An 18,264-nucleotide genomic window follows, 5' to 3' on the forward strand; every position below is an offset into this window, starting at 1 on the left:
TCCTAGATTGCGTACTTAATATTGAAAGACACAAAGTCACGATCAGACAATGGATTGGCAGTACCTGAACCATCCCAGAACGCGTTATATGCAGCGGTAAATGACCAACGACTTAAGTAGTCGAAAGTAAAGCTTACATTCGCTGACTTAACGTCTTCAGTGAATAAGAATAAAGGATTCGGTGTAGTACCGTTTACGTCATGAGAGAACGTTACTCGGGTACGTAAATTAACACCAGAGAACACATTGTTATGGTCAGCTACTGCTAATAAACGATAACCCCATGCGGTTGACGTCGCGAAATCATTGGTTTCAGGACCGTCGGATAAACCAATATGCAAACCTTCACGATTGTTTACGCTACCATCAGGGAAAGTAGTCGGTTCAAGTGAAGGTGTACGGGCTGTTCCTGGAGTCTCAAGGCGAATAACATTCGGATCAGGGAAATCTTGAATATTAACCACACCGACTTCACCCAATAAGATAAAGTTATCAGTACCAAGAACTGGACCGAAAACATGTGATGCTGTCATCTGCGCTTGGATTGTGTCAGAGAACAACACACCATCAACAACACCGCCTGGTACAACGGTTCTACCAGTATTACTATACTGTGAGATACCCGCCAAGTCAGGACGTAAACCAGCCGCAGCCAGCTGCTCAGGCATTGCTGCGTAAAGCAGCTCAACGTCATCCATCTGCAACGGCTCATCCTGACGATAAGCAATTTCACCCGCAAGCGCTGTTGTTCCCACGTTCGTATTGAAACTGAAACCATAAAGCTTGATATCTTCAGGATAGACAAAGCGCGCTTCTGCGAACGTATTCAGCTCAGTAATATTGAATCGGTTGATTTCTTCAGCCGTAGCTAGGAACGCCAAGTCACGACCAATACCCGCTTGTGTAAAATCAGACGCAATACCATTAATCAATGGGCGTTGGCTGTGGTAGTTGATGTGGTACAAGCCAAACTCTGTGCCATTTAACTCTTCTGCGAAGTAACCGATTTTGATCCCGTATTGCCCTTGGTCATCAGCATCGTCATGCGCATTATCGCTCCAACCACGAACACCAACTTTAGTACTGTAAGCCAACAAAGCACCACTTACATCGGCAGGACTTGCGCCAGCTTTTAACGCGTCACTTAAGCGATTCATTTCAGTCAATAAGTGATCTAAATCGATATCGGGGTTACCCGTAAAGCCTAATTGAATATTATTTTCCTGACCGCCTTCACCGGCAAAGTCATTAGTCGCGAAGTAACTTCCAGCGACTGGTAATAAGCTTTTCTCCCACTCATATTGATAGTAAGCAGAAAGGCTTAAGTTCTCGGTTACACCTAAAGACGCGAAAATCATCCCTACCGGAATAAATACTTCTTTAAGTTCTGCACCAGGCGCTCGTGCACGCGGTACGTCGACAGGGTTGGTAGTATTGATACCGTGCTGAATGAAAGTACTTTCACCCCAGCTCACTACTTGGTCACCAATCCGCAACGATAGCGGCATGTCACCGACCCAAAGGTCCGCGTAAGCAAATGCATCGAGTAAACGAATATCCGCACACAATTCGTTGCGTGCTTCTGGATCATCACATAGGTCGACTTCTTTACCTGTAATTTTGTTTTCCCATGAACGACTGCCATTGAGCAATTCAAAATCATAGAAATAGAAACCACGCGCAAAGAAACCAAAGTCACCGTTACGGATGTCTAATTCATGCAAGCCAACAACTTGGGTTGAGAACGCATCGCCTTGGTCAAATGCAAGATTACCTAAGTCGCCGTTCGTGCTGTATGAGCCCTCACCACGCGTGTAAGACCAAACATCTGCCGATGGGTAAATCACGTTAGTCGCAGCATTGTATCCGCGCCAATCGAACTGCGGTAGATTGCTCTTACCAATCAAGTCGCGGTCTCGCTTTTCCGTACGGATGCTCGTTGCTATCGTAAAGTTGGAGTCAAGGCTTATCTCGAAATCTCCGACTTCCCAAGTTTTTGCATTCACATTACAAGTTCCCGCAACAAGAGCTGCGATTCCAATTGCAAGAGGTGTTTTTTTGAATGCACTAGGCCTGTTTGTCATCGTTTTTATTCTCCTGAGCCATTAACAAAAGTTAATGGCATTAAGACCGTATGTAGACTAATTAACAAAATGATTACATCATTTGTACGCAATCGCAAGGACAAATCGTACCAGTTGAAAAACAATTCTTCCGACACCTAAATTTTCGTTTATTTATTGAGCAGCTGTTCGATGCTCATGAGTACTAATTTGAGTGAAACTTACAATCTTGTTTTGTTCAGTAGTTACCAACTTAAATCGCGCGTGGATACCCTTAGGCCCCACGAAAGGACGAAGGTTTTTGGTCGGCAACTGAACCCGCAAACCGGTTGTCGTTGTCACCACCACTGTATTACTTCCTTGCATATATAGCCGTTCGCATTCAGCGTAAGAAACACAGATTGATATTTCATATTCATTGTAGCTCATGGTCTTCAACTCGCGAGGCTTTTACTCACTTTCTCAAACACATCAGGACTAATTTGTGGATTGCTGGCTAATCGCTGTAGTTGGGCCTTAATCAGGTTTTGACGTTGTCCATCAAACTTTTTCCAACTCAACAATGGAGTAACTATACGTGCAGCAACCTGAGCATTGACTTGGTCTATTTCCAATAAATGGTCAACCAAGAATTTATATCCGCTCCCGTCAGATGCGTGTAAACAGGGTGTGTTATAAAACGCAAAACTTCCTAATATTGCGCGAATGCGATTGGGGTTACGAATGGAGTATTGCTTATGCGCCATGAGTAATTGCATTCGCGCCAAGATATCAGGGCGCTGGCAAGTCGCGTGCAGCGCAAACCACTTATCCAGCACCAATGGGTCCTTTTGCCAGCGTTGTTCAAAATCAGCCATCAACGACTCAAATACATCTAGGTTGAAAATTTGAGCGCTTTGTAGCGCAGTCAAGGTGTCTGTCATATTGTCCGATTGCGCATATAAATCGCGAATTGTATCGACAGAAATCTCGGTTGCAGCACCTAAACGAAGCACCGAGTTTAAACACCGTCGCTGCATTATATTTTCAGCGTCATACCTGTAATTTTTGCGCGGCAGAAGCTGGCTTAAAACCTCTTTCAGTGCTGGCAAACACGCACTCGCAATGCTGCTTTTTACCGTATTATAAGCCGGTACTAATTGATCGAAATCGACGTAGTTAAGATCAGCAACAATCGACTCTAAACTAGGCACAGCTAATACTTCGCTCAACAACTCTAAGTCTGATAGGTTTTGTTGAGTAAACTCGGCGAATATTTTTGCGGTGTCATCTGACGCCCGCCCGCCCTGCTCTGCGCAGCGGATTACACTGCGGATGAACAATCGTTGACTCGCATCCCAACGATCAAATGGATGGGACGCTGACTGCATAATCCTCGCGAGTTCTTGATTACTGAAATCAACATCAACTTTTATTGGTGCACGAAAACCACAGTTGAGTATTACAGTGTCAGATTCTTCGGTACTCAAAGAAATATCGACACTATCACTATCAAGCCAAACAATACGCTCACCGCTAGCTTCAACATCCGCATTTGCACTTAAATGTTCAATTGAAAGGGGGATCAATAATGCTTTTTTGTGCTCTTGATCTGCAGTAGCAGGCGTATGTTGACTAATGCGCAGCGTTTTCTCATCCATACGTTGCATCGAAACAACAGGAGTACCCGATTGCTCATACCAACGTTTAAACAAGGTCAGGTCAACACTGTTTGCGTCTTGCATTGCGTTGACAAAATCGTCACAGGTTACTGCCTGCCCATCATGTCGAGCAAAATAAAGCTTCATACCTTTTTTGAACCCTGCTTCACCCAACAGCGTCCATAGCATGCGAATGACCTCAGCGCCTTTGTCGTAAACCGTCACCGTATAAAAATTATTCATCTCGATGACTTCTTGTGGCCGAATGGGATGACTCATTGGGCTCGCATCTTCTGCAAACTGATGCTCACGCATTACCTTAACCTGCTTGATACGCGTGGATAGCGAGGCATTGAAGGTTTCACTAAACAATTGATCGCGAAATACGGTCAACCCCTCTTTTAAGGATAATTGGAACCAATCACGACACGTTACCCGATTACCTGTCCAATTATGAAAATATTCATGTGCAATCACCGACTCGATATTAAAGTAATCATCGTCAGTAGCTGACGCTTCATCGGCTAACACATATTTACTATTGAATATATTTAGGCCTTTATTTTCCATAGCGCCCATATTGAAGAAATCAACCGCAACGACCATATAAACATCAAGGTCATACTCTAAATCAAAGGTGTCTTCGTCCCATCGCATTGCACGTTTTAGCGACTCAACAGCATGGCCGCCGCGTGTCGCATTATGCTTATCCAGGTAAAGCTCAATCGCGACGTTACGTCCACTACGGGTGGTGAAATTGTCTGCCACACACGCTAAATCACCGGCAACTAAAGCAAACAAATAACAGGGTTTAGGAAATGGGTCTTGCCAAGTGACCCAATGTGAACCATCGGTATTTTCACCGTACGCAATTTTATTGCCGTTGGCTAACAATTGGGGGAACTTAGCTTTGTCTGCAGTTAAGGTCACCTCATAGGTCGACAACACATCCGGCCGATCCATGAAATATGTGATTTTGCGAAATCCCTCAGCCTCACATTGAGTGCAAAAGGTTCCATTGGAGAGATATAACCCTTCTAGCGCTGTATTTTGACTTGGGTTGCACTGGGTAGTAACGACTAGGTCGAATACGTCTGGCACATCATCAACAACAAGCTGTGCGTCAGTCTGCGAATATTTCTTCCAGTCCTCACCATCTAGCTCCAACGCCAATAATTCTAGTCCTTCACCGTCTAATTGCAGCGATGGCGCCTGCACATCCAGACGCTTAACACGGAGCTTAGAAACAACTAGGGTATTACTTTCGTGCAGCTGGATATCAAGCTTTACGGTTTCAACTGAGAACGCCGGAGCGACATAATCGGATAGTCGTTTAGCTTTTTTCATAGCACAATCACTTTGATTCTTGGGGTGAAATATGACCTTCTAAGTTCGGTGGTGTTATGCGCAGTATTTTAATACCCAGGTAAGCGTATATTACCGCTAATATAGGGCTTAACCAGTTAAAAAACGCATAAGCAAAATAGGTAAACGGATGCACACCAAGGACTCCGTGCATATATGCACCGCAAGTGTTCCAAGGGATGAGAGCTGAAGTGATAGTTCCACCGTCTTCCAAGCTCCGCGACAAATTCAGCTGATTTAGACCGCGTGATTCAAATTCTTCTTTGAACATTCGTCCTGGCATTACGATCGCCATGTATTGGTCTGCAGTCACCAAATTTGTGCCGATACAAGTTAAAATAGTGCGCGAAACCATATCTCCAGCCGACTTGGCGCCCTTTAATATGGTGCTGACTACACGCTTAAGTAAGCCGATTTTATCTAACACCGCACCAAATGACATTGCACAGATGATTAACCAAATCGTATTTAGCATACTCTCCATACCACCACGACTGAGCAAATCATTTAAGTTGGCGTCTGGAGTACTAAAGCTCACACCGCCAAACAATGCAGTCCACACGACGGTAACATTGCCTAACCAACCCTGAAAATCACTGGTATTCATCGACGCAACGACATCAGTTTGGAATATTAATGCCCAAATACCGCCTAACAGCGCCCCTATGGAGACTGCTGGGAACGCAGGTACCTTTTTAATTGCCAACGCCAATAAAACAAATAACGGTACCAATAAGTGCCAGCCAAGCTTGAACTCGCCCTGCAATAGCGTTTGCATTTCTTTTATACGGGCAGATGACGCTTCCAAATCTTGATTGAAACCCAAGATAAGGAAAAACACCAAGGCTAAGCCAAAACTAGGAATAGTCGTCCATAGCATGTAACGGATATGTTCAAAGAGTTGCGTACCAGCAACAGCCGGAGCCAAATTCGTGGTTTCACTCAGCGGTGATATTTTGTCTCCAAAATAAGCCCCTGAGATAACCGCCCCAGCGGTAATTGCAGCAGACATTTCCATACCGGCTGCGACGCCCATCAACGCAACCCCCACTGTCGCTGCGGTAGTCCATGAACTACCAATACTCATGGCGACAACGGCACAAATGACGCACGTAGCGACATAAAAAATAGCCGGATTCAGCAGCTCTAGACCAAAGTAAATTAACGTCGGAACAGTGCCAGCAAGCATCCAAGTACCAATCAGTGATCCAACTGCAAGCAAGATCAAGCAGGCACCTAGTGCCATTGATATCCCTTTGATAATGCCGTTTTCAATGGCTTGCCAGGTATAGCCATTCTTTAGACCGATAATGGCAGCGATACCGGTAGCGATTAGCAATGCTATCTGATTGGGGCCATATGATGAGCCATCGCCAAAAATGTAAACTGCTCCGCCCATCATGATGATCAAGACAATAACGGGGATCAACGCATCTAGCATAGAAGGTTGTTTTATTTGTGTTTCGGACATTGGCTTTTCCTACAGCACTGAACGGATGAACATAAAGAAAATAACAACCGGGCAAATGAATTTCACGTACACCGGCCAAATCTTCCAAAACAAGGTTTTTTCAATTTCTGGCGACCCTTGCTGTAATTCCTGTAATAAACCATTTCTATTCCATACCCAGCCAGCAAATATGCACAGAACCATACCTAATAACGGTTGGCTATACTGGGTTGTCGCAGTAATCACTAAACCAAAAAGAGAGGAAAAGTTAAAAATTATCAATGTACTTAACGCAAAAATAATCAATGCAAGGATCCACACAGCGCGCGAACGCGGCACTTGACGGTTTTCAACCATGTAGGCTACTGGTACTTCAAGCATTGATATTGAGGATGTTACGGAAGCAATTACCATCAACGCAAAGAATGCAAAAGCGATAAATGGTCCTACGGTTTCTATTGACGCGAATAAGGCGGGCAACACAGTGAAAATAAGCTGGTCTTCACCAATCAACGCCCCAGATTCAGAAAAAATTTGCACACCATTATTCAACGCTACATACATAGCAGGAATGATTAGCATACCGGCCAAAATTGCGACACCAATATCCACAAGAGCGACGGATGCACCTAGTGTGGGTAAATTTTCTTTGCTACTGACATAGGATCCATAAACCAGCATTGTTCCAACCCCCAGTGACATACTAAAAAATGCCTGGCCCATTGCGCTGATGAGAAGATCAGGGTTGAACACTTTGCTAAAGTCTGGGACCAAGTATGCCTTCCAACCTTCTACTGCACCGTCTTGGGTGCTGACGTAGACGATTAGCATTAGGATGATTAGGATTAATGTTGGCATTAACCGCACAGACCAGCGCTCAATGCCTTGCTTCACACCACCGTTAACAATGAACGCAGTCAGACCAAAAAACAGTGCACAGAACAACAAATTACGCTCAAGTGAGAAACCGATCATCCACTCGGCCACATCAACTGCGCCGATATAGCGCACCATGGCTTCTAGGAAATAGGCAATCATCCAGCCACCAACAATAGCGTAAAAGGCAAGTATAAGCGATACGGTTACACAGCCCCACAATCCGACTGCACGTCCTAAATTATTGCCGGATATTTTACCCAGAGCGTCTACCATATTAGAACGTTTGGCGCGGCCGATGACTAACTCCGCCATTAACACTGGATAGGCTAAAACAAAGGCTAAAAGCAAGTAAACCAATACAAATGCAGCACCACCATTTTCGGCAACTTGATTGGGGAAGCCCCAGATATTACCTAATCCAACAGCTGAACCGGCAGCGGCTAAAATAAAGCCAAAGCGAGATGAGAATTCTCCGCGAGCACTCATGCATATTCCTCTTAGTTATTATTGTGTTATGCATTCGCCTAAAGACGAGAAAACGGGCTTTTAAAAAGCCCGTCAAAGTGTGAAACATATCATTATTAGCGACAATTGTAGAATTAATTTGTGCGAATTGCGTAACGGCCAGTTTCAATCATATCAACAGTGATATTAGCCGCTTCCAATAAGAACGGGTCTTCGAATTCTAAATCGTCTGGTACATCATCTAACTTAGCCACGGGCTCCAGTCCCATGCGCACCAAACGCTCATTCGTTCTTTGTAAACGCTTTTCATCAGCTTCTCGTTTCTTGGCTAAACGCTCAGACTCAACAAGGCTGACAAATTTTTCATCTTTATGTGCTTTGTATTCTGCAATGTCTTCATACAAATACTGGAACTCGGGCTCCTGCATCACACGCTTTTGATGCTTGGCAGTCAATACATCAAGCGCCTGCTGACTGTCACCGAATGTCATATAATTTGCGCGACCAATACTATCCCAAGGCAGCGCATTCTCTTCCTGACTTTCTCCCCACTCTTCAGGTTCTACCGCGCTCGGGTAGGCAATATCCGGCACCACACCTTTATGCTGAGTACTGCCACCATTGATACGGTAAAATTTCGCAATGGTAAATTGCACACTGCCCAATGGGTTGTCGTACAGGTCATACACGCGACCGAGCGGACGATGCTGTTGAACTGTACCTTTGCCGAATGTTTGCTCTCCAATGATCAACGCTCTATTGTAGTCCTGCATTGCGGCGGCAAAAATCTCTGACGCAGAAGCACTGTAACGATCGACAAGCACAGTCAATGGGCCATCGTAATAAACTTTTCCGTCAGTATCTTTGTCGACTTTAACGCGTCCCTCACCATAACGTATTTGCACGACTGGACCTTTTTCAATAAATAATCCGGTCAGTAATATCGCTTCAGGCAAAGAACCCCCGCCGTTACCACGCAAATCGATGATCATGGCTTTTACGTCCTGCTCAGTAAGCTCATCAATTTCGCGCTTAACATCCTCATGCAGCGCATTGTAGAACGATGGAATTTCAATAACGCCGACTTTCTCACCTTGATTTGGGCCAGTTTCAGGAATGATCACTTTTGACTTAGCTTCGCGATCTTCCAGTTTAATTTTGTCGCGCACCAGAGCGATAGACTCTAACGCTTTACTGTCACCACTACCTTTCATGACCTGAAGGCGCACAGTGCTGCCTTTAGGCCCTTTGATCAGGTCGACCACTTCGTCTAAACGCCAACCTATGACGTCAACAAATGGCTCGTCGTCTTGACCAACAGCGACAATTTTATCTTCCGGTTTGAGTTTGTTCGATGAATCTGCTGGACCGCCAGCCACAATGCTTTTAATAACGGTATAGTCATCTTCACTCTGTAACACCGCCCCAATGCCCTCAAACGATAGATTCATATCCATCTGGAAACGCTCGGCATTGCGGGGTGATAAATAACTCGTATGTGCTTCGATACTGCGCGCAAACGAGTTCATAACAGTTTGGAACACATCTTCGCTAGTGGTTTGCTGAAGACGCTTGATTGCCCGAGTGTAGCGCTTCTCAAGTAGCTCTTTGATTTCCTCAGGGTTCTTTTCCGCTAATTTCAAGTTTAACGCATCATACTTGACCCGCTGACGCCACAATTCATTGATTTCAGCTTCTGTAACTGGCCAATCAGCTTCATCTCGACGATAGTGGAATTGATCACCCGCCACAGTAAAGTCAAACGGTTTATCAAGCAGAGTTAACGCATATTGAAAGCGTTCAATTCGGCGTTCCAGACTAAATGCATACATTTCGTAAGCAACATTTAGGTCACCAAGTTTAATTGCTTCGTCGAATTGAGTTCTATGTGCAGCAAACTTATCCACGTCTTGCTGCAACAGTATGTTCCTGTTGTTATCCAAGATCCGTAAAAATCGTGAAAAAATCTTTTCTGATAATGCATCGTCTAACACTACTTCCGAGTAATGAGCACGGGTAAACATTCGAGACACTCGCTTAGCTGCGGCCTCATGTTGTGACTCTTGTTGTAAAACTGGAAGTGAATCAACTGTCTCCGTAGTCGGCGCAGCGCTAACAAACGCGACTGCAACAAACGAAGATAACAGGGATAGACGGAGCATTTTTTTCATATTACGACCTCTTGGGACTCGCCAAACGTAATGCATTCTCAGCAACCTTGACCACCATTCCAGTGTCAAGTTGCACGTGAATACCATCTTTAGCTACTTCAGTAATCACCGCTGGCATTGGCACTTTACCAAGTTTAACCGTAACCTTGGTTCCAACGACCATATCGTCCGTGGTTAGTTTCTGAGGAGTAGGCTTGTTAGAGCGAGTGTTAGGGGAAGAAGTTCCGGTCTTTTTAATACCATTGGACTTCTCCGATTTACCTTGACGCGGCTTATCACTGCGTTTCTTGGGTGTTCGTTTCTGATCTTTACGTTTTTCAGCTGCTAGCGCTTTACTCTCCGCTAGTTGCTTTTGTGCATGCTCAGCATGCTCAGCCTCTATTTCGGCATCATGCTCTCCGGCTAAGTCAACCCGATGAGCTCCTACGACTACCGACTCAAGGTAACGCCAGCTATTGGTATAATGACGAAGTGACGACCGTAATAGTGTTTTACTGACTTTCGGTTCGTCTTGTAATGCTTCGGCTAAGTCTTGAAAAATACCAACTTTTAATGGCTTTGCTTGACCTGAAACTGAGAAACAATTGGGAAATTTTTCAGCAAGAAATGCAATGACTTCTTTACTATTAGCTAACTTTTCAGTGCTATCCATTGAGTGTGAAACGCTGTAGTTTAATCTTCTTCATGATCTGAATCATCCCAAGTTGCTAGCATTTGGTCAACCCAATCCGTCAAATCATCATCATCAATATCGCTAAGTTGTTGCTCGTTGACCCAAAATTCCCACGTATATTGCAGCATTTTTTCCAGACGATACAGCGGTACATCATCAGGAGACTTTAGATATACCGCGTGTAATAACAGGTTTAGGCTATCGCTTGCTTGCTCCGGATCATCATGCAGATCATCTAAGTCACTCGGCGTCGATAATACGGTATGGATATCGATAAGTTCCTTCAAGTTAACGTCTCTTCAAATAGGGTTACTATTGTTTGTAGGCCTTCTGCATCTTCGGCATTAAAACGCGCAAATTTAGGACTGTCTATATCCAATACCGCAATGACCTGGCCATTTTGAAACACTGGAATAACGATTTCAGAATTGGATGCGGCGTCACACGCAATATGACCTTCAAACTGATGAACATCTTCAACCACTTGGGTTTGCTGAGTACTGGCTGCCGTTCCACAGACCCCCTTCCCCATGGGGATCCGAATACATGCAGGTTGCCCTTGAAACGGCCCCAACACTAATTCACCGTCGATAACACGATAAAAACCCGCCCAGTTCAAATCGGGTAATTGGTTGAACAGTAAAGCACTGACATTAGCCATATTGGCAACAGTGTCTTTTTCGCCAGCTGTTAGCGCCTTCACCTGCTCGGCAAGTAACTTATAATCTACGTTCATGGTGTCCTTATTCGACTGCAAAAGTAACTGATAATTGAGCACTAACCGCTTCTGTACCCGGCACTGCGCTCGACATTTCTGCGTCAGCAGCCATCATTCGCATTCGCATTGCTGGTTGGTGATTTATAAAATTTTCTGACACTGAAATCAATGCTCCGACCTCGGCCCCTGTCGGTTTTAATAGGAGTTTGGCCTTATTTTGTGCATTCTCCATTGCGGCAACCAATGCTTGCTCATAGAGCTTTTCGCGTTGGCTCACAATAAAGTTAAAATTTTCCATACGATTAGCACCTGCACGCAACACTCCGTCTATCAATGCATCGTATTGTTCTAATTCAGTATGGGTTACCGAAATAGTGCGACTCAACACAAACCCAGCCGCCTTTGCTTCACCGTTTGCGTTCCTTTCATAATAAGGGTTAAGCCGTATCTGCATGGTTTGGATGTGGCGCTCAGCGACACTCTGATCACGCAAAAAGGTTATAATTTGTCGGGTTTTCGCTGTAACGTCTTGGTTCAATTTGCTCACAACCTCCCCCCTAGCCTCGATCACAAAGGTTATGGAAAATGCATCAGGCACTGCACTAACTGAAGCATTTCCCTGCACCACAATCATTGGGGTTTCATTCGCTTGCGCTAGACTTGAACAACACAACAATAAGATAAAACCGCATAATTTATACATCATTAACTCCTTAGTGTAAGTCAGCTTATGATATACACCATGACCTTAACATTGTCTGAACAACAAACTGAGTACAATTATCCGAAAAACCAGTAGCTAACGAAAATGGCAGCCGTGATACCGGCGATATCTGCAGCAAGACAACAACCAACAGCATAGCGGCTGTGCTTTATTCCAACCGCGCCTAAATAAACGGCTAATACATAAAACGTTGTTTCCGTGGAGCCTTGCATGACCGAAGCTAAGCGCCCGACGAAAGAATCCGCGCCGTGAAACTGCATCGTTTCAATCATGAGTGCCCGTGCGCCGGATCCGCTGAGTGGTTTCATAAGTGCAGTTGGAATGGCTTCTACCCATCGAGTGTCGAGACCAAATATGGCAACAAAGCCAGCAATCCCGTCAGCCACCGAGCCCTTTACTCCACTTGCGCGTAACATGCCGATAGCAAACAACATGGCGAGTAGAAAAGGAATTATCGAAATAGCAACTTCAAAGCCCTTTTTGGCACCTTCTACAAACAATTCATAGGTATTTTGACCTTTGCGCCAGCCTGCGATTAACACAATCACAATAAACAACAGCAAAATAAAATTGGCGATTAACGATGACTGCTGGGCCAACTGTTCAGTAGCAAGATTGGCAAAATAAAGAACAATACTAAACAGTAAGCTAAACAATCCGAATAAATACAACACAACAACGCGATTAAACAGATTTATCCGCTGTATAGCACAGGTTACAATGAGCCCGACTAGTGTTGAAGCGCTAGTGGCCAATAAAATTGGAATAAAGACATCTGTGGGTTGCATCGCGCCTTGCTCAGCGCGGTATAAAAACACAGCGATTGGAAATAGCGTGACTGATGATGTATTGAGTACTAGGAATAAAATTTGACTATTTGTCAGGGTATCTTTGTTAGGCGCTAATGTCTGCATGTCTTGCATCGCTTTGATACCGAATGGGGTAGCGGCATTATCTAGACCTAACACATTCGCAGACATATTCATGGTGATACTACCAATGGCTGGGTGGCCTCTCGGAATATCAGGCATCAAACGACACAACAATGGCTCAAGCACGCGGGAAACTTTCGCGATTAACCCCGAATGTTCAGCGACATTGAAAATCCCCAACCAAAACGCCAGTAATCCAATCAGCCCGATTGCAATATCAACGCTCAGTGTTGCCATTGCGGTTATTGACGCCATGGTCGTTTCAAAAGCGCCTAAATCACCAGATACAACGACCTGCCAGACTGTACTTAAAAACGCCGCGACTATAAAAAAAAGCCAGATGCGGTGTAGCATTGTTTTATGACCGTTTTATTCAACTAATACCAATGTTACACAAATTAACTCTTTTTATTATTTTTTATTGAGCACCGCGTCTAATGCACCTACACAATGTTGTACATTCTTTTCCGTACACGCTGTTCCCATAAGTCCGATCCGCCATACCTTACCCGCGAATGCGCCCAGTCCCGCACCTATTTCAAGGCCAAATCGACGTAACAGTTCATGGCGAACGGTAGCGTCGTCAACGCCTTCCGGGATCTTAACAACATTTAATTGTGGTAATCGATAGGCTGCGTCCACCGCAAATTCAATACCGATAGCAATGAGTCCTGCACGTAACTGATTATGAATTTCCGCATGGCGCGCCCATGCATTTTCGATCCCTTCTTCGTGCAGCATGATTAGCGACTCGTGCAGTGCATATAGACTATTTACTGGTGCAGTATGGTGATAGGCCCGTTTGGTGCCTTCTCCCCAATACCCTAAAATAAGATTGATATCGAGAAACCAACTTTGCACTGGTGATTTACGCTTGCGAATAACGTCTAAAGCAGTTTCGCTAAAAGTCACAGGAGATAAACCAGGGACACAACTCAGGCATTTCTGAGAGCCGGAATAGGCAGCGTCAATCTGCCAATCATCGATTTCAAGCTGCACACCGGCCAGAGATGTCACAGTGTCGACAATTGTGAGGCATCCGTACTTTTTGGCAATTGCACACAACTGTTTGGCGTCATTTCGTACCCCCGTACTAGTTTCTGCATGAACAAATGCGACAACCTTAACATCTGGATTCGCTTTTAAGGTTTGCTCGAGTAAAACAGGGTCTGTTTGTTGCCCCCAAGGGCTTTCAACCGTGATTGCCTCGCCACCACAGCGCAAAACATTTTCCTTCATGCGCCCGCCAAAAACACCGTTGATACAAACGATGACTTTGTCTTTTGGCTCAACAAGATTGGCGAAACAGGCCTCCATTCCCGCTGAACCCGGCGCAGAAATTGGCATGGTCAATTTGTTTTTAGTTCTAAACGCATAACGCAATAAATCTCCCACTTCATCCATTAACTCGATGAACTGAGGATCAAGGTGACCTAAGGTTGGTCTGGCTAACGCATTCAATACCCGCGGACTAACATCTGATGGGCCGGGACCCATTAGCGTTCTTTGCTGTGGAATAAACGTTGAAAATTGGGGGTTTGCAGCCATCGACTTCACCTTGAAAACAACCAAAACGGTATTGTTTCACACATTCACGAGAATTCAATTGCATATGCTAAACATTCACGATAATTATGCGGATATTTCTCAGGGGTAACGCACTCCAATATCACTCAATCAGGTTTAATAGTTCAGAGCGCAAAGTACGACCACTTAGTGTTATTTTTTGTGTTAATCTGTCAATTCGTTTGAGTGATGTTACTGCTTGTTTATATTGTTTTAAAAATATTTTCAAAAAATGTTTATAATTTAATCAATTGTGTTCTATTATTAGTTTTCGAACTTTTGTAGTACATTTCTCCCAGTAGGAAAAGTTAGCGCACGGCTCAGCAATGAGCCATTCCCCTAGGCCCGGAATTAGCAATAATTCTGGGCATTTTTTATTTTAAACGTTATTTTTAACCCGGCAGTAACGTTAGCTGTTCTGCGAATAACTCGGCATTCTTGACGTAATGTGTGGCAGAGGCCTCTAGCTTACCTTGCATATCGGCCGGTATGGTTTTAACGATCTTCGCCGGAGAACCCATGACTAGTGAATTATCTGGAATTTCCATCCCCTCAGTAATCAGGGCATTTGCTCCAATGACACAGTAGCGCCCAATTTTTGCATTATTTAACACGACAGCATTGATCCCAATCAAGCTGTAGTCGCCAATTTGACATCCGTGTAACATCACTTTGTGGCCGACCGTAACTCCAGTGCCTAGGCTCAAGGGGATCCCATAATCTGTGTGCAGCACGCTACCGTCTTGAATATTTGTACTCTCACCGATAGTGATCTTATCGCAATCCCCTCGCACAACCGCATTGAACCAAACACTCGATTTTGACTTTAACTCAACATTACCTATTATCTGGGCGCCCGGTGCGACGTAAGCGTCGGCCGCTACACTTGGCTCATGCTCCTGAAAACGATAAATCATCTTGTTTCTCCTGCTAGTCGCACTAAGCCTTCTTGTGCTGTGCTAGCAACTAACTCACCGGCTTGATTGTAAATTTTGCCATTAACTAGCCCTCTCGCATTGCCTGTTACAGGGCTCTCCATGTCGTATAAATGCCATTCACTCATATCAAACTTACGATGAAACCAAATTGAATGGTCGATTGTGGCAATGCGAAGCTTAGGGTTATTAATGGCTACACCATGGGGTTGTAAAGCAGTACCTAAAAAGTGAAAATCTGATGCATAGGCAAGTACAGCTTGCTGAAGCGTTGTCGAATCTCGCGAGACAGGCTCACTGGAACGCAACCAAACCTGCTTTCTAGGCTCAGTGACCTCGCTACTGTAAGGCTTCATCGCTTCAACTGTGCGCAGTTCTATGGCTTTATGGTACTCCAGTGCATTTCGCACTCCACGTCCAACCAAATGTGGATTTTGCTCATAGAACTCAACATCGCTGAGTGTAGATTCAGGCGCTGGAGTTGCTGGCATTTGTGCAAACTGATGGGTAAGATTTTCTTCAGCAACTTGAAATGACGCTGTCATGTAGAAAATATTTTTACCGTTTTGAATGGCTTTTACCCGGCGGGTTGAAAAGCTACCACCATCACGCACACTTTCGACTTCGTAAATTACCGGTTTCTGCGCATCTCCTGGCAGCAAAAAATAGGAGTGATAACTATGGCAAAAGCGATCGTCGGGTACAGTTGCATTAGCGGCAGCCAACGATTGACCAAGCACTTGCCCACCGAACAATGCACGAAAACCTAAATCCCAACTTTGCCCACGGTAAAGCGAGGCATCAAGCGTTTCTAGTGTCATCAATTGCGTTAAACTTGATTGTTTCATACAAATAAAGTGCTCATTATTAACTCGGATAGTAATACGTTTTAGCCACGGCTTGGTGTTCAAAAAAACGTGTGTCTTTGTAGGGTAACTTCATAAAGCCAGAGATACCAATACCCTCTATTGTGGGGATCAGCTCAATCACTTTTGCCAATAACTGTCTGAATTCATTTTCTTTAGCATGATCCAGCAGCTTGTAATAGTTATGGATCTTTAAATGCGTGGGAAGTGACTCGAAAATAATACAACCGGTGTGATGGATCTGATTCATCTTTGCAATAACATTTAGCAATGCTTCAGGTAGCTTAAGAAGTTCGTCGGGATCTTCGCCATCTTCAAAATAGGAATGCATGCGGCTTTCATCTTCAAAAACTGATAGCTTACTTTTTTCAAAGCCAATGCTTAGGTCCTGAGAAGGTATAAAGGGTGCGTTTTCATCTTCGCGCTCAACATGCAATGTATCTTTTGCATTAAACATGCAGCATTTAAAAATACCCTCTCTATGAATTGCCCGAGCCAGAGTAACGACCACATTAACTGACATATCAAAGCTGTACTTTAATTCTGGTTCAACCAAATTAAGACTTGAGTCAATAAAGATCCCTTCAGCCTGCCACCGCACCACAAGGCCTCCAACCACAGGATACTTACCCAACCTCGAGACTGCGGCTATGAAGGCTTTTTCAATTTCCCCCATGCCTTGCATGTAGTTTTTGTAGTAACGTTCGAATTGCGCATCATTGATATATTTTAAGTCTGCTTCGTCAAGGTCTGCTTGTTGGCGAAGATAGGATTTACGCGAACTGTACACAACAGTTTCGATTTCTTTTTCATGCGGGCTAACCCATGAAGGGATCATCGCCGGCATAGGCCCGTGATGATGCGGTGCTAGCTTAATGTTTTTGAGTAAATATAGATTTGCAAAAAATGCGTCACCCGCCTGTCGGCGCACAGTGGCATCATCACTTAATAATCCCTGTAATATATCAGCAAAAACCTTCGGCAAGCCCAAAGAAGCCGGTGGTATCACATGGCGGCCAAAGCGACTTGATTGTCCCGAAGCCAGTGCATATAAAGTACCAGCTAGCCCTTGTTCGTCGAATCGCGGTGAGGACAACGCACCATTGAGTTGCTCTTCACCAATAAAGTAGACATCGCCTAAACGGGCATTGGTTTGTTGTAAATCACCGGACATCAGATCCATAACGTTTTGGTTGATGTGCTGACCTCGTTCGTCTAGCTGAGCATAGACACTAGAGCCCCAATCAATTAGTCCGACAGTTTGAGTATTAGCGTCCCAAACCACATTTGATGGTTTAATATCGCCATGCACGATGGGTTTCAGCGAATCACCGTGAACATTGCTGCGCAATTCCAGTAAAATATCGGCCAATTGCACAGCAATTTTTAATACTTTTTCTGCACCTAGCGGTCCTTCACGCAAGGAAACGCGCTCTAAATCTTCACCGATGGCACGCTGCATAACCAAGATTGATTGACGTTTAATTTGTTGGAATTCGATTAATGCAGGTACAAAGCGATGCTCAACCTGACTTAGCATGAACGCCTCTTCTTCAAGTCGATCTTGGACGTGCTGTGGTAGATTAATACGCGAAAATTTAAATACGTGTTGCTCACCCGTAGGACTTACACCCGCAAACGCGAAACCAAACGCTCCCTTGCCTATCATTTCTACTTGGCTGTAACCCAACTCTTTTAATTGCTGAGAGCAAAGCGCAAACCAATCTTTTAATCGTTTAGCGTCTGAGTGCGAGAGCAAATAGATACTTTGCTCTTCTGGAATATAAAAGTGTTTTAATGCCTTTCTATCTGTCATC

Annotated in this window: 15 protein-coding genes; all 15 read right to left on the bottom strand. The window is 44.5% G+C overall.

Annotation, left to right across the window (positions count from 1 at the left end; translation table 11 throughout):
* Positions 1 to 2 precede the first annotated feature (2 nt).
* The 15 genes from CSH92_RS09550 to CSH92_RS09620 all read right to left on the bottom strand — a co-directional run bounded on the left by CSH92_RS09550 (position 3) and on the right by CSH92_RS09620 (position 18,263).
* Entirely contained in the window at positions 3 to 2,084 is a 2,082-nt protein-coding gene (locus tag CSH92_RS09550) for a DUF1302 domain-containing protein (protein WP_100657356.1), read from the bottom strand.
* 153 nt (positions 2,085 to 2,237) lie between these two features.
* On the bottom strand, positions 2,238 to 2,492 hold the full coding sequence (locus CSH92_RS17420; protein ID WP_100657357.1) for a DUF2835 family protein: 255 nt from the start codon (positions 2,490 to 2,492) through the stop codon (positions 2,238 to 2,240).
* Between the two features lie 5 nt (positions 2,493 to 2,497).
* Positions 2,498 to 5,050, bottom strand: a complete 2,553-nt coding sequence (gene pepN, locus CSH92_RS09560; protein WP_100657358.1) for an aminopeptidase N — start codon at positions 5,048 to 5,050, stop codon at positions 2,498 to 2,500.
* 7 nt (positions 5,051 to 5,057) lie between these two features.
* Complete coding sequence (nhaC, locus tag CSH92_RS09565; protein WP_100657359.1) at positions 5,058 to 6,539, bottom strand: Na+/H+ antiporter NhaC; 1,482 nt, start codon at positions 6,537 to 6,539, stop codon at positions 5,058 to 5,060.
* Positions 6,540 to 6,548: 9 nt separating this feature from the next.
* A complete protein-coding gene (locus tag CSH92_RS09570) occupies positions 6,549 to 7,883 on the bottom strand; it encodes a sodium-dependent transporter (protein ID WP_100657360.1) in 1,335 nt (444 codons plus the stop codon).
* A 113-nt stretch (positions 7,884 to 7,996) separates the two neighbouring features.
* Entirely contained in the window at positions 7,997 to 10,033 is a 2,037-nt protein-coding gene (prc, locus tag CSH92_RS09575) for a carboxy terminal-processing peptidase (RefSeq protein WP_100657361.1), read from the bottom strand.
* A 1-nt stretch (position 10,034) separates the two neighbouring features.
* Entirely contained in the window at positions 10,035 to 10,685 is a 651-nt protein-coding gene (proQ, locus tag CSH92_RS09580; RefSeq protein WP_100657362.1) for an RNA chaperone ProQ, read from the bottom strand.
* A gap of 20 nt (positions 10,686 to 10,705) precedes the next feature.
* Positions 10,706 to 10,993 (bottom strand): hypothetical protein, encoded by a 288-nt coding sequence (locus CSH92_RS09585; RefSeq protein WP_100657363.1) that lies wholly within the window; start codon positions 10,991 to 10,993, stop codon positions 10,706 to 10,708.
* A complete protein-coding gene (locus CSH92_RS09590) occupies positions 10,990 to 11,442 on the bottom strand; it encodes a GAF domain-containing protein (RefSeq protein ID WP_100657364.1) in 453 nt (150 codons plus the stop codon). Before CSH92_RS09590 ends, CSH92_RS09585 begins: the two co-directional genes overlap by 4 nt.
* Before the next feature lie 7 nt (positions 11,443 to 11,449).
* Positions 11,450 to 12,130 (bottom strand): SIMPL domain-containing protein, encoded by a 681-nt coding sequence (locus CSH92_RS09595; RefSeq protein ID WP_100657365.1) that lies wholly within the window; start codon positions 12,128 to 12,130, stop codon positions 11,450 to 11,452.
* A 74-nt stretch (positions 12,131 to 12,204) separates the two neighbouring features.
* Positions 12,205 to 13,434: a nucleoside recognition domain-containing protein gene (locus tag CSH92_RS09600; RefSeq protein ID WP_100657366.1), complete on the bottom strand. Its 1,230-nt coding sequence runs from the start codon at positions 13,432 to 13,434 to the stop codon at positions 12,205 to 12,207.
* 57 nt (positions 13,435 to 13,491) lie between these two features.
* Positions 13,492 to 14,628: a pyridoxal-phosphate-dependent aminotransferase family protein gene (locus CSH92_RS09605; protein ID WP_240612769.1), complete on the bottom strand. Its 1,137-nt coding sequence runs from the start codon at positions 14,626 to 14,628 to the stop codon at positions 13,492 to 13,494.
* Between the two features lie 410 nt (positions 14,629 to 15,038).
* Entirely contained in the window at positions 15,039 to 15,563 is a 525-nt protein-coding gene (locus tag CSH92_RS09610; RefSeq protein ID WP_100657367.1) for a gamma carbonic anhydrase family protein, read from the bottom strand.
* Positions 15,560 to 16,429 carry an acyl-CoA thioesterase gene (locus tag CSH92_RS09615; protein ID WP_100657368.1) on the bottom strand — a complete coding sequence of 290 codons (870 nt, stop codon included), beginning with the start codon at positions 16,427 to 16,429 and terminating at the stop codon, positions 15,560 to 15,562. The genes CSH92_RS09610 and CSH92_RS09615 overlap by 4 nt, the downstream gene beginning before the upstream one ends.
* A 19-nt stretch (positions 16,430 to 16,448) precedes the next feature.
* Positions 16,449 to 18,263 carry a serine/threonine protein kinase gene (locus tag CSH92_RS09620; RefSeq protein ID WP_100657369.1) on the bottom strand — a complete coding sequence of 605 codons (1,815 nt, stop codon included), beginning with the start codon at positions 18,261 to 18,263 and terminating at the stop codon, positions 16,449 to 16,451.
* Position 18,264: the final 1 nt, after the last annotated feature.

Source organism: Neoalteromonas flava (genome assembly GCF_002807685.1).
GTDB lineage: Bacteria > Pseudomonadota > Gammaproteobacteria > Enterobacterales > Alteromonadaceae > Alteromonas_E > Alteromonas_E flava.